15 protein-coding genes and 1 tRNA gene are annotated in these 14734 nt (G+C 70.8%); 11 read left to right on the forward strand and 5 right to left on the reverse strand.

Annotated elements, in window-relative coordinates; genetic code table 11:
- Positions 1-36 precede the first annotated feature (36 nt).
- Positions 37-636, forward strand: a complete 600-nt coding sequence (locus tag AC07DF_RS26435; RefSeq protein WP_478976154.1) for a bifunctional DNA primase/polymerase — start codon at positions 37-39, stop codon at positions 634-636.
- A tRNA-Lys gene (locus tag AC07DF_RS26440) sits at positions 627-700 on the forward strand. Before AC07DF_RS26435 ends, AC07DF_RS26440 begins: the two co-directional genes overlap by 10 nt.
- A gap of 59 nt (positions 701-759) precedes the next feature.
- On the opposite strand, the gene AC07DF_RS26445 is transcribed toward AC07DF_RS26440, so the two are convergent.
- On the reverse strand, positions 760-2052 hold the full coding sequence (locus AC07DF_RS26445; protein ID WP_478976157.1) for a M6 family metalloprotease domain-containing protein: 1293 nt from the start codon (positions 2050-2052) through the stop codon (positions 760-762).
- 277 nt (positions 2053-2329) lie between these two features.
- Here AC07DF_RS26445 and AC07DF_RS26450 point away from each other — a divergent pair, with 277 nt between their 5' ends.
- Positions 2330-4234, forward strand: a complete 1905-nt coding sequence (locus AC07DF_RS26450) for a putative bifunctional diguanylate cyclase/phosphodiesterase (protein ID WP_478976160.1) — start codon at positions 2330-2332, stop codon at positions 4232-4234.
- Here the strand turns inward: AC07DF_RS26450 and AC07DF_RS26455 are convergent.
- Positions 4210-5316 carry an LLM class flavin-dependent oxidoreductase gene (locus tag AC07DF_RS26455; protein WP_478976163.1) on the reverse strand — a complete coding sequence of 369 codons (1107 nt, stop codon included), beginning with the start codon at positions 5314-5316 and terminating at the stop codon, positions 4210-4212. The genes AC07DF_RS26450 and AC07DF_RS26455 overlap by 25 nt on opposite strands.
- A gap of 417 nt (positions 5317-5733) precedes the next feature.
- Here AC07DF_RS26455 and AC07DF_RS26460 point away from each other — a divergent pair, with 417 nt between their 5' ends.
- Positions 5734-5874, forward strand: coding sequence for a hypothetical protein (locus AC07DF_RS26460; protein WP_478976166.1), 141 nt, complete (start codon positions 5734-5736; stop codon positions 5872-5874).
- A 56-nt stretch (positions 5875-5930) separates the two neighbouring features.
- Here the strand turns inward: AC07DF_RS26460 and AC07DF_RS26465 are convergent, their stop codons facing one another.
- Together AC07DF_RS26465 and AC07DF_RS26470 are read right to left on the reverse strand one after the other, a co-directional pair.
- A complete protein-coding gene (locus tag AC07DF_RS26465; RefSeq protein ID WP_478976169.1) occupies positions 5931-6662 on the reverse strand; it encodes a maleate cis-trans isomerase family protein in 732 nt (243 codons plus the stop codon).
- Positions 6659-7474, reverse strand: a complete 816-nt coding sequence (locus AC07DF_RS26470; protein ID WP_478976172.1) for a maleate cis-trans isomerase family protein — start codon at positions 7472-7474, stop codon at positions 6659-6661. The genes AC07DF_RS26465 and AC07DF_RS26470 overlap by 4 nt, the downstream gene beginning before the upstream one ends.
- A 197-nt stretch (positions 7475-7671) precedes the next feature.
- On the opposite strand from AC07DF_RS26470, the gene AC07DF_RS26475 reads away from it, so the two are divergent.
- Together AC07DF_RS26475 and AC07DF_RS26480 are read left to right on the forward strand one after the other, a co-directional pair.
- Positions 7672-8619 (forward strand): D-2-hydroxyacid dehydrogenase, encoded by a 948-nt coding sequence (locus AC07DF_RS26475; protein ID WP_478976175.1) that lies wholly within the window; start codon positions 7672-7674, stop codon positions 8617-8619.
- Positions 8620-8636: 17 nt separating this feature from the next.
- Complete coding sequence (locus AC07DF_RS26480; RefSeq protein WP_478976178.1) at positions 8637-10046, forward strand: amidase; 1410 nt, start codon at positions 8637-8639, stop codon at positions 10044-10046.
- Here the strand turns inward: AC07DF_RS26480 and AC07DF_RS26485 are convergent.
- Positions 10027-10521 (reverse strand): DUF3830 family protein, encoded by a 495-nt coding sequence (locus AC07DF_RS26485; RefSeq protein ID WP_478976181.1) that lies wholly within the window; start codon positions 10519-10521, stop codon positions 10027-10029. The genes AC07DF_RS26480 and AC07DF_RS26485 overlap by 20 nt on opposite strands.
- 106 nt (positions 10522-10627) lie before the next feature.
- Here AC07DF_RS26485 and ehuB point away from each other — a divergent pair, with 106 nt between their 5' ends.
- From ehuB to AC07DF_RS26510, 5 genes are all read left to right on the forward strand, one after another.
- Positions 10628-11569 (forward strand): ectoine/hydroxyectoine ABC transporter substrate-binding protein EhuB, encoded by a 942-nt coding sequence (ehuB, locus tag AC07DF_RS26490; RefSeq protein WP_478976184.1) that lies wholly within the window; start codon positions 10628-10630, stop codon positions 11567-11569.
- Positions 11566-12267 (forward strand): ectoine/hydroxyectoine ABC transporter permease subunit EhuC, encoded by a 702-nt coding sequence (ehuC, locus tag AC07DF_RS26495; protein ID WP_478976187.1) that lies wholly within the window; start codon positions 11566-11568, stop codon positions 12265-12267. The genes ehuB and ehuC overlap by 4 nt, the downstream gene beginning before the upstream one ends.
- A complete protein-coding gene (ehuD, locus tag AC07DF_RS26500) occupies positions 12264-12914 on the forward strand; it encodes an ectoine/hydroxyectoine ABC transporter permease subunit EhuD (protein ID WP_478976190.1) in 651 nt (216 codons plus the stop codon). The genes ehuC and ehuD overlap by 4 nt, the downstream gene beginning before the upstream one ends.
- Positions 12904-13689 (forward strand): ectoine/hydroxyectoine ABC transporter ATP-binding protein EhuA, encoded by a 786-nt coding sequence (gene ehuA, locus AC07DF_RS26505; protein ID WP_184593065.1) that lies wholly within the window; start codon positions 12904-12906, stop codon positions 13687-13689. Before ehuD ends, ehuA begins: the two co-directional genes overlap by 11 nt.
- A 195-nt stretch (positions 13690-13884) precedes the next feature.
- Entirely contained in the window at positions 13885-14643 is a 759-nt protein-coding gene (locus AC07DF_RS26510) for an IclR family transcriptional regulator (protein WP_478976194.1), read from the forward strand.
- The last annotated feature ends 91 nt before the right edge of the window (positions 14644-14734 follow it).

Raw genomic sequence — 14734 nt, forward strand, 5'->3', positions numbered from 1 at the left:
GGAACCACGCGCTCACGGCCGGTAGATGTAGATGTCATGAGCAGCGGATGGAACGCCTCCCATGTCACCCCCGACGGAGCCGCCTGGCTCGCTTCGGCAGGAACGTATCCGCGAAGCACGCTCGCCCTCTGGGATGAGCGGCCGGACGCGCCGGTCGTGCTGCCCTGCGGGGCGGTCTTCGACGTGGTCAGCGCGCCCTCCATGTTCGGGCGGCGGATGCTCGACCGGCTCTGGGACGACGGCCCCGGCTCGGGCCCGGTCGCGGAGTTCCGCGGTCGCATGCTCCTGTTCGCCGCCCCGGGCACGGCCCAGCGGCTGCCGGCGCTGCTGGAGTGGGAGGAGTGGGGCACACACGGCCGCGACGGCGGGGAGACCGGCCGCACGGGCGCCGTACCGCCCCTGCTGTGCCACGGCACGGGCGACGCCGTGACCATTCCCGCACCGGCGGAGGCCACCTCCCCCACCCGCTCCGGCTCCCGCTGGCTCGTCGCCCCCGACACCCGGCAGCCCTGGCTCCCGGGCCCCGAGGTACTGCTGTGGGCGGCCGTGCGGGCGGCCCGTTCGGCGGTGCGGATTTCGATTTTTCCTCCCGCCGACCAGGGTGCTAAGGTCTACGACGTCAGCAGGCGCCGCTAGCTCAGTTGGTTAGAGCAGCTGACTCTTAATCAGCGGGTCCGGGGTTCGAGTCCCTGGCGGCGCACAGACGGTGAAAGACCCCCTCGCGAGAGCGAGGGGGTCTTTCGCATGTCCGCATCACCCTCAGCGGACCATGATCTTCACCGTCCACGCCCCCGAAGCCGTACGCCCCTCCACCTCCACCCGCACCCCCTCCCCCGGCACCGTGAAGCTCTCCCCGAGGGCGATCGGCGCGTCCGCGAGGGGTGGGTACACCGAGTCCTCCCAGCACGCCTCGGTCCGCGGATGGGCGTCGATCACCTCGATGGGACCACCCCCGGACTGCGCCTCGCCTCGCACCCGGTACACCAGCACCCCCTGCCGGCACGCGGCCACGTCGTTGCCCACCGGCCCCCGCGCCTCGAGGGCGAGCACGCTGTCGGGGCCCGTCCGCACCACCGCGAGCTTGGTGCCCCGCCCGAGACCGAAGACCGGCGCCCCGGCGGCACCCGAGACCGGCACCCCGGGCGCCGCCGCCAGCGGTTCCAGGGTCAGCCGGGCGGGCCCGGCGTCCTGCACACATCGCACCTGCCGTGGATTCAGCCAGCCCAGCTTCCACTTGTGCCAGCCGAACAGGTCGGGGGCGAGTCCGAACTGGCTGCCCATCAGGTCCCAGTCGCCGACGTGCGTGTCCCAGTCGCCCTTGCCGTCGGCGGGCCGGTGGTAGAGGTCGGGCAGATCGAAGACGTGCCCGGTCTCGTGGGCGAGGACGAGCCGGTCCGGCGGATGCTGCTCGAACACCGTGACGATCCGGCGCAGGTCGGTGCCGTCGGCCCGCATCGGGCGGGTGAGGTTGACGACCTTGGTCGCGTCGGAGTCCACACCGGGCGCGTCCGGGTCGGCGACGAAGTACACGACGTCGTAGCGCGAGAAGTCGACCTCCGGGTCGGCCGCGGAGAGCGCGTCCCGCAGGTACGCCGCCCGGTGCTCGGCGCTCCAGTCGCGCTGTATGGCGTACGCCGTGGACGGGCGCGGCATCTGGATCCAGTGCCCGAGCGGGTGCGGGCGCAGGGTGAACCGGCCATAGGAAGCCTGTTCGAAGAATCGGGTGGTGTCCGGGAAGTGGTCGCCGGTCAGTTCCTGCGGCGTGGTCAGCGGACGGGCGTCCGGGAAGGACAGGAAGACCATGACCGCGTCCAGCGACCGGGCGGGGCGCGGATAGGCGGCGTTCCAGGTGTCCAGGCCCTCCGAGTGGTGTGCGTCGGTGCGGGTCAGGGCGCAGGGCTCGGCCGAACCGGGCCCGGCGGCCGAGTGGCCGGTGCCGAGGGAGGTCGCGGCGAGCGCCGACATGGTGGTGAACACGGCCGCGGTACTGCGCAGTCGGGCGCGCGAGAACTGACGCGGCACGGATACCTCCGGGTACGGTTCGCGGGACACCGCACCCAGCCTGTGATGATTTGTAGTACTGCGTCCTGTTTGCCTGCACCAGTCGGGTGAAGGAGCCGAAAAATCGCGGAAGCCGACATCCCAGAAGTACTCACGGAACGTCACAACTGGTCGGGGGCCTGAAGAAGCCGTCCAGGCGCGAGCAGAAACGATCTGGCAGAAGGGCCGGTTGGTCGGGAACACTGGACACCGGCTGGAAGGCCCTGGGGCCAGCCTCTATGATCGGCACACTTTCCTGACCTTTCCTGCACGGACAGAGATCGAATACATGCGGGAGCGAGCGGTGAGCGGAACCTCCGAAGGGCCCACACCCGCGGCAGACCTCGACCGGCCGGTCGTCACAGAGAGTGAGATCGATACGCCCCCCCGTACCGAACACCCCTGTACCGAGCACCCTCGTACCGAGCACCCTCGTACCGAGCACCCGTCGCAGCCGCCCTATCGATCCGTCTTCACGGCCGCCCCGCTCGCCATGGCCGTCGTGGACCGCGAGGGCACGGTCGTCAGCGCCAACGACTCACTCGCCACGCTGCTCGGCACCGCTCCGGACGACCTCGCCGGGGCCGTCGCCGCCGATCTGGTCGACCTCACCTCCGACGCCCGCACCTGGCACGCCTACCGCGAGGTGCTGCGCGGCCGGCAGTCCCGGCTGCGCTGCACCCGCCGCCTCAAGCACCCCGACGGGCACTCGCTGTGGGTGCAGGTGACGGTCGCCCCGCTGCCCGCCGAGGACCGGAGCGTGCTCATGTCCGTCGCCGACATCAGCTCCCGCCGTGAACTCCAGGCCCGGCTGCGGCACTTGCAGATGCACGACGCGGTGACCCGGCTGCCCAACCGCACACTGTTCTTCGAACGGTTGTCTGCCGCACTGGAGGCCGAGTCGTACGAGCAGAGCGGCACCGGCCGGATCGGGCTGTGCTACCTGGACCTGGACGGCTTCAAGGCCATCAACGACACCCTCGGCCACCGCGTGGGGGACCGGCTGCTGGCCGCCGTCGCCGAGCGCCTGATGCGCTGCGCGGACGAGACCGGTTTCGCCCGCACCAGCACCCCGCTGGTGGCCCGGCTCGGCGGCGACGAGTTCGCCCTGCTCGTCGAGGACTCCACGGGCACCGAACAACTGGCCGAGCTGGCCGAAGCCGTGCTGCGGGCGATCCAGGACCCCTTCGACATCGCCGGCCAGCGGCTGTCGGTGTCGGCGTCGATCGGGGTGGTGGAGCGGCACGCGGCCGGCACCACCCCGACCGCCCTGGTACAGGCGGCGGACACGACGCTGTACTGGGCGAAGGCCGACGGCAAGGCCCGCTGGACGCTGTTCGACCCGGAGCGCAACGCCCACCGCATGACCCGCCAGGCCCTCGCCTCCACGCTCCGGCCGGCCATCGACCGGGGCGAGTTCCAGCTGGAGTACCAGCCGCTGGTCGGCATGGAGGACGACCGGCTGCACGGGGTCGAGGCGCTCATCCGCTGGAATCATCCTCAGTTCGGCGTACTGACGCCGAATCGGTTCATCGGACTTGCCGAAGAGGACGGTTCGATCGTCCCGCTGGGCCGCTGGGTGCTGCGTACGGCCTGTCGGCAGGCCCGCCGCTGGCAGCGGGAGCATCCGGACGAGCCGCCGATCTTCGTCAGCGTCAACGTGGCGGTCCGCCAGGTCTGGGACTCCGACCTGGTGGCCGACGTGGCCGAGACCCTGGCCGAGACGGGCCTCGCGCCGCACCTGCTCCAGCTGGAGCTCACCGAGTCGGCGGTGATGGGCTCGGGCGGCCGGCCGCTGCAGGCCCTGAAGGCCCTCAGCGACATGGGCGTGCGCATCGCCATCGACGACTTCGGCACGGGCTACTCGAACCTCGCGTATCTGAGCCGGCTGCCGGTTTCGGTGCTGAAGCTGGACGGTTCCTTCGTGCGGGGCTTCCAGTACGACGACCGGGACGCGGCCGCGCGTTCGAACCCCGCCGACGAGGTCGTGGTCGAGGCGATGATCCAGCTCGCGCACCGGCTGGGGCTGACCGTGACGGCCGAGTGCGTGGAGACCTCGGCCCAGGCGGTCCGGCTGCGGCGCATCGGCTGCGACACCGGACAGGGCTGGCTGTACTCCCGCCCGGTGTCGCCGGACCGTATCTCCGAGCTGCTGGGCACGCCGGACGTTCAGGCGGGCGTCGGCAACCCGTAGGCGTCGGCGATCAGTTCGTAGCTGCGGACGCGCACGTCACCGCCGTGCGCGTTGGCCGTGATCATCAGCTCGTCGGCGCCGGTGCGCTTGGCCAGGTCGTCCAGGCCGGAGCGGACCTCGTCCGGGGTGCCGTGGATGACGTTGGCGTTCCAGGAGTCGACGAAGTCGCGCTCCATGGGGCTGAACTCGTAGGCCGCCGCCTCCTCGGGGGTGGGTACGAGGCCGGGGCGGCCGGTACGCAGCCGGACCATGCTGAGGGCCGCGGCCAGCACCTGCCGGCGGGCCTCCTTCTCCTCGTCGGCGGCGAGGGCGGAGACGCCGATGAGGGCGTACGGCCGGTCGAGCACGGCGGACGGCTGGAAGGACTCCCGGTACAGGTCCAGGGCCGGGAGGGTGTTCTGCGCCGAGAAGTGGTGCGCGAAGGCGAAGGGCAGTCCGAGGACGCCGGCGAGGCGGGCGCTGAAGCCGGAGGAGCCGAGCAGCCAGAGGGGCGGCCGGTGCGGGGACTGGACGCCGCCGGGGGACTTGGCCTGGATCGGCCCCGGTACGGCGTGGATACGGCGGTAGCGGTGCCCGTCGGGGAAGTCGTCGTCGAGGAAGCGGGTCAGCTCGGCGAGCTGCTCGGGGAAGTCGTCGGCGCCCTCGTTCAGCCGGTCGGTGCGGCGCAGGGCGGCCGCCGTGGCACCGTCCGTGCCGGGGGCGCGGCCGAGGCCGAGGTCGACCCGCCCCGGCGCCATCGCCTCCAGCGTGCCGAACTGCTCGGCGATCACGAGCGGGGCGTGGTTGGGCAGCATCACACCGCCCGAGCCGAGCCGGATGCGGTCGGTGTGGGCGGCGAGGTGGGCGAGGATCACGGCGGGGGACGAGGAGGCCACGCCCGGCATGGAGTGGTGCTCGGCGACCCAGTAGCGGTGGAAGCCGCGGGCCTCCGCGAGGCGGGCCAGCTCGACGCTGGTGCGCAGCGCGTCGGAGGCGGTGCGGCCGGCCCCCACGGTGACCAGGTCCAGTACGGAGAGGGGGACGGGGGCGCTGCCCTGCGCCGCGCCGCGTATCTCGTCGCCGCGTATCTCGTCTGCCGCCACGGTGGGATGCCTCCTGCTGTGGGCCGTGTGCTGTCGTCCCGGCTCTAACAGGGGACTGTCTCCGGTTATTCCCCGGAGGGCGGGCCCGACAAAGAGGTGTGGCCGATTCCGGCCCTCATGGAAGGTGCGTTCGAGGGCACCGCTCTCTGATGAGAAGGAACGGGCCCGGCTTGCGAGACCGTGGGCGTGGCGCGATCGGGGCGAGCGTCTTCGGATCCGTGGTCGCAGGGCCGCAGGAGCTGTTCGACTCCGGCATCGGCTGGGACTTGCCGTTGGTCATGCTGGTCGGGGCTGCCGCAGGGGCAGCGGTGGGCTTCACGTTCCCTTCCCTGCTGCGCCGTCGCCGGAGACGACGCCCCGTTCCACCACCACCGCCGTATCCTCCGCCTCCGCCCCCCGAACAAAGGACATGAACCCGTGTCGGTTCCGATGGCTCACGACGACGTCACGCTGGCCTACAAAGGCCTGGGGCTGCTGCCCGACTGGGCGGCGATCGCCCTCGCCGTGATCCTCGGTGTCTGGCTGATCGTCGTCCTGGTCCGGCGCAACCGGTCCTAGGCCGTGCCCTCGCCGCCCGGGGCGGTAACCACAGGCGACGAGGACGCGGCTCGCGATCACGCCTGGATGATCGGCTCCCTCGTGAACAGCGCGCCCAGCTCCGGCGCGTTCACCCGGCGGTCGGCCAGGCGCAGGCACTCCCAGACCGTGACCTGGTTGGCGGTGAGGACCGGCTTGCCGAGTTCCTTCTCCAGGGCCGGGATGTGCGCGGCCGTGTGCAGGGCCGTGTCGGGGAGGAGGAGGGCCTCGGCGTCGGGGTGGTCGGAGTTCCGGGCCAGGGCGAGGAGTTCCGCCTCGCCCCAGGTGCCGACCTCGGCGGCCGTGATGATGCCGGAGCTGTTGACCGACACGACCTCGACACCGTCCGACCGCAGGAACTCGGCGAAGAGCCGCGCCACGTCGTCCGGGTACGTCGCGCCGATCGCGACCCGCCGCGCCCCCAGCTCCTTGACCGCGTGCGCGAAGGCGAAGGACGTCGAGGAGGCGGGCATGCCGGCCGTCTGCGCCAGGGAGCGGATCTGCTCCTGGGCGCCGTCCCAGCCGTAGACGAAGCTGCCGCTCGTACAGGCCCACACGACGGCCTCCGCGCCCGCGTGCCGCAGCTCCTGGACACCCGCCGCGAGCCGCCCGGCGGAGCCCATCTCCAGCAGCGCGTCCACCCGGTGCGCGTCCTCACCGATATCGGTGTGCACCAGGTCCACCCGGATGTCGCTGCCCAGCAACTGCTCGATGCGCGGATAGTCGTCCTCGGCGGAGTGTCCCGGGTAGAGAAATCCCAGTGCTGTCATGTCCAGCCTTCCTGCTGCTGTTCTTCTTCCGGCACTACAGGTCCGGGGTCGACCCCCGGCGGTACCAGACCGGCACGCGCCTCCGGATTGATCAGCGCTTGATACGGTCCCACCGCACGGGTACCCAGTCGGCGCAGCGCAGCCCACATCGTCACTTGGTTGGCCGAGATCACCGGGATCCGCAGCTCGGCTTCCAGCTGGGGGATCACGTCGTAGGTGGGCAGGTTGGTACAGCTGATGAACAGGGCGTCGGCGTCGCCGCGTACGGCCTGCCGCGCCATGTCCACCACCTCCCGGTAGGGGACCTTCCAGATGTGCCGGGTCAGGCCCATGAAGGCGCATCCGGAGATCGTGACGCCCGCCTGGGCGACATAGGCCTCCAGCGACCGGGTCACCGAAACGGTGTACGGCGTCACCAGCGCCACCCGCCGTACGTCGAGCTCCACCAGGGCCTCCAGCAGCCCGCCCGAGGTGGTGATCGCGGGTACGGCACCCGCCCGGCTCATCGCCTCGCACATCGCCCGCTCACCCATGACGCCGCCGACGAAGCTGCCCGACGTACAGGCGTAGGCGATGACCTCGGGCGCGATCGCGTTGATGGTGCGGACCGCCTCGCTCAGCGTCTCGTGCTCGCTGACCAGGCGGGCCAGATCGAGGCTCACCTCGACCGGCACGAACGGTGTTCGTGTCATATGGAGGGAGACCTCGTCCGGCACCCAGCGCCACAGCTCGCGGTCGAGTGCGAAGTCGAAGGGGGCGACGACGCCGACCCCGCGCTGCGGGCTGGGCCCGCCGAGAAATGAGACGTCCATGGCAGGCACCGGCCTCACGCTGGGCAACTAGTGTGCAACGGATCGTGGGAACGCCCGTGTTGACGACGGTAGGTTCGGGTGCGAGCGTGGTCAATCCGCCCGGATCACTCCTTGGTCAACACCCGGTTAACTCGTCGTCACCGGCCGGCGCCCGAAACCCGGCCCGCCCCGCCGCACGGCTGGAGAAACGGCTGCTCATGCCCACCCCCACCCTCCTCGTCCTGGACGCCGAACCCCTCCCCCGCCTCGGCCGCCTCACCGGCCGCGCCCGTATCGAACACACCGACGCGGAGGGTCTCGCCGAGCGCCTCCCGCGCGCGGATGTACTGCTGGTGTGGGACTTCACCTCGCGCGCCGTGCGGGACGCCTGGCCGGGCGAGGGCCCGCGGCCACGCTGGGTGCACACCGCGAGCGCCGGTGTGGACCATCTGATGTGTCCGGAACTCGCCGCTTCGGACACGGTGGTGACGAACGCGCGCGGCATCTTCGACCAGCCGATCGCCGAGTACGTCGCCGCGCTCGTGCTGGCGATGGCCAAGGACCTGCCGCGCACACTGGAGTTGCAGCGGGAGCGGACCTGGCGGCACCGCGAGTCGCACAAGGTCGCCGGGGGCAAGGCCGTCGTGGTGGGCTCCGGGCCGATCGGCCGGGCGATCGCCAGCACGCTCGGGGCGCTGGACATCACGACCGCGCTCGTGGGCCGCGCCCCACGCACCGGCGTGCACGGCCCGGAGGACCTGGACCGGCTGCTGGCACGCGCCGACTGGGTGATCGCGGCGGCACCGCTCACCGAGCAGACGCACGGCATGTTCGACGCCCGCCGCTTCGACGTGATGCAGCCGTCCGCCCGGTTCATCAACATCGGCCGGGGCCAGCTGGTCGTCGAGAACGACCTCGCCGACGCCCTGGCCAAGCACTGGATCGCGGGCGCCGCACTGGATGTCTTCGAGGCCGAACCCCTCACCCCCGAGAGCCCGTTGTGGCAGCTCCCGGGCCTGATCGTGTCCCCGCACATGAGCGGCGACATCGTCGGCTGGCGGGACGAACTCGGCGCCCAGTTCGTGGACCTGTACGAACTCTGGGCGAGCGGGGAGCCGCTGAAGAACGTGGTCGACAAGCAGCGTGGGTACGTACCTGGTCACTGACGTTCCTTGGAGGGTGGATGACCGAGCTCACCGACCTGACCGCCGTACGGCTCCTCGACGGGTACCGCAAGGGCGAGTGGAGTCCCGTGGAGGCGACGCGGGCGGCGCTGGAGCGGGCCGAGGCGATCCAGCCGGAGGTGAACGCCTTCGTCCGGCTGACCGGCGAGGAGGCGCTGGAGCGGGCCCGGGAGTCGGAGGAGCGATGGCGGCGCGGTGAGCCGCAGGGGCTGCTCGACGGGGTGCCCGTCACGGTGAAGGACATCCTGCTGCAGCGCGGCGCGCCGACCCTGCGCGGGTCGAAGGCCGTGGATCCGGCGGGCCGCTGGGACGAGGACGCCCCGTCCGTGGCCCGGCTGCGGGAGCACGGGGCGGTCTTCATCGGCAAGACGACGACCCCGGAGTACGGCTGGAAGGGCGTGACGGACTCGCCGCTCAGCGGCGTGACCCGCAACCCGTACGACCCCTCGCGCACCGCCGGCGGGTCGAGCGGCGGCAGCGCGGCGGCCGTGGCGCTCGGCGCGGGACCGCTGTCGCTGGGCACGGACGGCGGCGGCAGTGTCCGTATCCCGGCGTCGTTCTGCGGGATCTTCGCGCTGAAGCCGACGTACGGGCGGGTGCCGCTCTACCCGGCGAGCGCGTTCGGCACGCTGGCGCACATCGGGCCGATGACCCGGGACGCGGCGGACTCGGCGCTGCTGATGGACGTGATCGGCCATCCGGACTCGCGCGACTGGTCGGCGCTGGCCCCGCCGCCGGGTGCGTACACGGACGGTCTGACGGGCGGGGTGCGCGGGCTGCGCGTGGCGTACTCGCCGTCGCTGGGCGGGCAGGTGGCGGTGCGTCCGGAGGTCGCGACGGCGGTGCGGCGGGCGGTGGAGCGGCTGGCGGAACTCGGCGCGTACGTCACGGAGACCGATCCGGATCTCACCGACCCGGTGGAGGCCTTCCACACCCTGTGGTTCAGCGGGGCGGCCCGGGTGACCGAGCATCTGGGCCCGCACCAGCGGGAGTTGCTGGACCCGGGCCTGCGGGAGATCTGCGACCGGGGGGCCCGCTACTCGGCCCTGGACTATCTGGCCGCGGTGGACGTCCGGATGGACCTGGGCCGCCGGATGGGCCGCTTCCACGACACCTACGATCTGCTGCTCACCCCGACCCTGCCGATCACGGCGTTCGAGGCGGGCGCCGAGGCACCGAAGGGATCAGGCCACCGGCGCTGGACGGGCTGGACCCCGTTCACCTACCCGTTCAACATGACGCAGCAGCCCGCGGCGAGCGTGCCGGTCGGCGCGGACGGGGACGGTCTGCCGATCGGTCTGCAGCTCGTGGCCGCCCGGCACCGGGACGATCTGGTGCTGCGGGCGGCCCACGCGCTGTACGAGGCCGGGGTGGCGTCCGCCGGCCGGGTCAGGCTCTCCGGAAGCTGAGCGTCTCCCCCGCCGCTCCCGACCTCCACAGGTCGTTGCACGCCTCGGCCATGTTCTCCAGGCCGTCGACGACCTGGCCCCAGACGATGCCGGGGACCCAGCCGACATCGCCGTTCAGCAGCAGGTTGTTGCGCTCGTAGAACAGGGCCAGGTCGACGAGTGTGGTCCCGGCGCGGACCTCGCGGTCGTAGCCGTAGGCCTTGGTGCCCAGCTCCGCCCCCGCGAAGGTGAAATAGCACAAGTCGCCGGGAATGGGGGTGATGGTCGGGTTTTCCAGGGGTGGTTCGGTTTCGGCGAATGGCGGGAAAAGGGCGTAGATCTCATTGCGTGCGTACTTCGCGTGGTAGACGTCGCCGGCCAGCGGAAGGGAGTCCCAGACGGCGGCGCAGGTGATCGGCGCGCGGTCGTCCAGCAGCTTGGCCGTGCAGGTCACGTCACGCTTGACCAGCGAGAGTTCGATGTAGCGATCAGCCATGCCTCCATGGGAGTGCCCCCCGGCCCTGCGGTCAAGGGCGCACGGGGAGAGTGCGGGGCTTGAAAAGATCGGCATAACTCAGGTGCGGTCGGGTAGCCGCGCGCCCATGGCTCCACCACAGAGAAGCCCCCTCAGAATTCCGGAACCCATACACCGGACCGTGTCCGGGTCCGTGTCCGGTCCCACACGCCGATCGCTGCTCGCGGGGGTCGCGGCGCTCGGCGCGCTGGGCGCCGCCGGATGCAGCCGGGTCGCCACCGCCTCGGACGTCGAGGGCGGTGATCTGCTCGAACGGCTCCGGGCCGCGGGCGTCGTCCGCCTCGGCATCGCCGGCGAGATCCCGTTCGGGTTCATCGACAAGAACGGCAAGCTGACCGGTGAGGCACCGGAGCTGGCCAAGGTGATCTTCAAGGGTCTCGGCGTCGACCGGGTGCAGCCCGTGCCGACCGAGTTCGGCTCGCTCATCCCGGGCCTGAACTCCCAGCAGTTCGACGTCGTCGCGGCCGGGATGTACGTCAACCCGGAGCGCTGCGAGCAGGTCATCTTCTCCGACCCCGACTACCAGATGCTCGACGCGTACATCGTGCGCAAGGGCAACCCGAAGGGGCTGCACAGCTACAAGGACATCGTCGAGAAGAAGGCGAAGTTCGCCACCGGGACCGGCTACGCCGAGATCCAGTACGCCGTGGAAGCGGGGTACAAGGAGAGCGACATCCTCATCGTCCCGGACCAGGTGGCGGGTCTGAACGCCGTCGAGGCGGGACGCGTGGACGTGTTCGCCGGCACGGCGCTCACCGTGCGCGAGGTGGTGAAGAAGTCCGCCAAGGCGGAGGCCACCGAGCCGTTCAAGCCGATCGTGGGCGGCAAGCCGCACGTCGACGGAGGCGCCTTCGCGTTCCGGCCGACCGAGACCAACCTGCGCGACGCCTTCAACGTGGAGCTGCGCAAGCTCAAGAAGAGCGGCGAACTCTTCCGCATCCTGAAGCCCTTCGGTTTCACCGAGGCCGAGATGACGGATCTGACCGCGAAGGAGCTCTGCGGCGGATGACCTCGGGACTCTGGGAACTCGTACTCAAGGGCGTGTGGACCACCGTCCAGCTGCTCGTCTGCAGCGCCCTGCTGGGCGCGGCCGTCTCCTTCGTGGTCGGCATCGCGCGCAGCCACCGGCTGCGGATCGTCCGCTTCCTCGCGGGCTTCTACACCGAGGTGTTCCGCGGCACCTCCGCCCTGGTCATGATCTTCTGGGTGTTCTTCGTGCTGCCGGTCGCCTTCGGCTGGCAGCTCGTACCCCTGTGGGCGGGCACGCTCGCGCTCGGGCTGACCTACGGGGCGTACGGCGCGGAGATCGTGCGCGGCGCGCTGACCGCGGTCGACCCGGCGCAGCAGGAGGGCGGGATCGCCCTCAGCTTCACGCCCTGGCAGCGGATGCGGCTGATCCTGCTGCCGCAGGCCGTGCCGGAGATGATCCCGCCGTTCTCGAACCTGCTGATCGAGCTGCTCAAGGGCACCGCACTGGTGTCGATCACGGGCATGGGCGACCTGACGTTCAGCGCGAACCTGGTGCGCCTCGCGGTGCAGGAGAGCGCGGAGATCTACACGTACATCCTTGTCATCTACTTCGTGATCGCCTTCCTGCTCACCCGGGTCATGCGCGGGCTGGAGAAGAAGCTCAAGGCCGGGGTCGGGAAGAAGCCCGACAGCAAGACCCGGGCGCCTGAGCCGGTCGTGGTGGAGGGGGTCCGATGAACTGGGACTGGAGCGCGGTCTCCGACTTCATGCCGGACTTCTGGGAGGGCCTGCTGGTCACTCTCCAGATCCTGCTGTTCGGCTCGCTGATCTCGTTCGCGCTGGGCCTGGTGTGGGCGCTGCTGATGCGGGTGCCCTCGCGCTGGGTGACCTGGCCGGTCGGGGCGGTCACGGAGTTCGTCCGCAACACCCCGCTGCTGGTGCAGCTGTTCTTCCTCTTCTACGTGCTGCCCGAGTGGGGCCTGACCTTCTCGGCGCTGGCCACCGGTGTCTTCGCGATCGGGCTGCACTACTCGACGTACACGATGCAGGTCTACCGGGCCGGCATCGAGGCCGTGCCGGTCGGCCAGTGGGAGGCGGCGACGGCGCTGAACCTGCCGCTGCGGCGGACGTGGATCGCGGTGATCCTGCCGCAGGCGGTGCGCCGGGTGGTTCCCGCGCTCGGCAACTACGTCATCGCGATGCTCAAGGACACGCCGATGCTGATGGCGATCACCGTCCTGGAGATGCTCGGTCACGCGCGCCTGTTCTCGCAGGAGCACTTCCAGTTCACCGAGCCCCTCACGGTGATCGGCGTGGCCTTCATCGTCATTTCCTACCTGGCCTCCCTTGCCCTGCGAGCCCTGGAGCGACGCCTTGCCCACTGACACTCTCCCCAATCCCGAGAAGAACCCCGCCAAGAGCACCGGCGAGCTGATCCGGCTGGAACAGGTCACCAAGCGGTTCGGCCAGAACACCGTTCTGGACCACCTGGACTTCTCGGTCGACGCCGGCAAGCACGTCACCCTGATCGGGCCGTCCGGCTCCGGCAAGACCACGATCCTGCGGCTGCTGATGACGCTGCTCAAGCCCGACGAGGGCACGATCACGGTCGACGGGCAGAAGCTGTTCCCCGCCTCCGACAAGGAGGTCCGCGAGGTCCGCAAGAAGATCGGGATGGTGTTCCAGCAGTTCAACCTGTTCCCGAACATGACGGTGCTGCGGAACCTCACCGAGGCGCCGGTCACCGTCCTCGGCATGTCGAAGGACGAGGCGGTGGAGCGGGCCAAGGGCCTGCTGGACATGGTGGGCCTGGCCGACCGGTGCGACGCCCACCCCGCACAGCTCTCCGGCGGTCAGCAGCAGCGCGTGGCGATCGCCCGGGCGCTGGCGATGCAGCCCAAGGTGCTGCTGCTGGACGAGGTGACCTCCGCGCTCGACCCGGAGCTGGTCGCGGGCGTGCTGGACCTGCTGCGGGACATCGCCCGCAGCACGGACATCACCATGCTCTGCGTGACCCACGAGATGAATTTCGCCCGGGACATCTCCGACCAGGTACTGATGTTCGACTCGGGCCGGGTCATCGAGTCGGGTCCGCCGGAGAAGATCTTCAGCGACCCGGAGCTGGACCGGACGCGGGAGTTCCTCAGCGCGGTGCTGTGACTACGGCCCGTGAACAGGCCTGACACCGGGCCCTCGGATCGGGGCATGCTCCTGGCATATGCCAGCGGGTCAATGCCCCAGCCCGGGGGCCCGGAATCTTGTCAACCCCCGCTCTGCGCAACCCCTTTGCCGGTTATCGTGGAGGTGATTCGCTGTCCGGATTACGGCCAACAGCAAGCGCAGGGGGAGACCACCGTGGCGCTGAGGAACGAGCCGACCACCCCGTACCACTCGGCCCAGGAAGCCCTGCGCGTCCTGGAGACGGTGGCGCGAAACACTTCCGGCGTCACCGACGCCGAGCTCGCCCGGCGCACCGGCATCGGACCGGAGCGGCTCACCGCGCTGCTGCGCATGCTGCGCCGCGAGGGCTACGTCGAGCAGATCGCCGACGGCGCGTACGTCACGGGCGAGGCCCTGACCCGTCTGGGCTCCGCCCGCCATCGCGAGCAGGCCTTGCGCGACAAGCTCCAGCACACCCTCGACCGGCTGCGCGACTCGGTCGGCGCCGCCGTGTACATGAGCCGCTACGTCGACGGCGAGATCAGCGTCACCCAGTACGCCGACAGCCCGGCCACGCCCAAGGTCAACGAGTGGGTCGACTTCCGCTCCTCGGCCCACGCCACCGCGATAGGCAAGAGCCTGCTGACCCAGCTCGACCACGCCGGCCGCCGTGACCACCTCGCCCGGCACAAGATGGCCCGCCTCACCTCGCGCACCATCACCAGCGACCGGCTGCTGCTGTCCCGACTCGAGGCCCAGCCGGCCACCGTGCCCGTCCTGGACCTCCAGGAGTACGCGGTCGGCACGGTCTGCGCGGCCGTCCCCATCACGGCCGGCTCCTCCGTCGGCTGCCTGGCCCTGTCCCTCCCGGTCGAGCACGCCCACCGCCTCCGCCAGGCCGCGGACGCCCTCAACCGCAACGCGGCACCGGTCCTGCTGTCCATGGCGATCTAGGTGTGCTGTCCCGGGACGTTGGTGACAGGCGACACGCCTTGAGTGGTCCTTGAACGAGGCGAGGGCCTCTGGGTTCGGTGTGGATTGCGAC

The organism is Streptomyces sp. NPDC044719 (genome assembly GCF_056433405.1).

Bases quoted from the DNA above. Each gene is read 5' to 3' on its own strand.
- ehuB (WP_478976184.1), top strand. From the start codon at position 10,628: ATGGCTCCACCACAGAGAAGCCCCCTCAGAATTCCGGAACCCATACAC.
- ehuC (WP_478976187.1), top strand. From the start codon at position 11,566: ATGACCTCGGGACTCTGGGAACTCGTACTCAAGGGCGTGTGGACCACC.
- AC07DF_RS26470 (WP_478976172.1), bottom strand. From the start codon at position 7,474: ATGGACGTCTCATTTCTCGGCGGGCCCAGCCCGCAGCGCGGGGTCGGC.
- AC07DF_RS26475 (WP_478976175.1), top strand. From the start codon at position 7,672: ATGCCCACCCCCACCCTCCTCGTCCTGGACGCCGAACCCCTCCCCCGC.
- AC07DF_RS26485 (WP_478976181.1), bottom strand. From the start codon at position 10,521: ATGGCTGATCGCTACATCGAACTCTCGCTGGTCAAGCGTGACGTGACC.
- ehuD (WP_478976190.1), top strand. From the start codon at position 12,264: ATGAACTGGGACTGGAGCGCGGTCTCCGACTTCATGCCGGACTTCTGG.
- AC07DF_RS26465 (WP_478976169.1), bottom strand. From the start codon at position 6,662: ATGACAGCACTGGGATTTCTCTACCCGGGACACTCCGCCGAGGACGAC.
- AC07DF_RS26435 (WP_478976154.1), top strand. From the start codon at position 37: ATGAGCAGCGGATGGAACGCCTCCCATGTCACCCCCGACGGAGCCGCC.
- AC07DF_RS26480 (WP_478976178.1), top strand. From the start codon at position 8,637: ATGACCGAGCTCACCGACCTGACCGCCGTACGGCTCCTCGACGGGTAC.
- AC07DF_RS26450 (WP_478976160.1), top strand. From the start codon at position 2,330: ATGCGGGAGCGAGCGGTGAGCGGAACCTCCGAAGGGCCCACACCCGCG.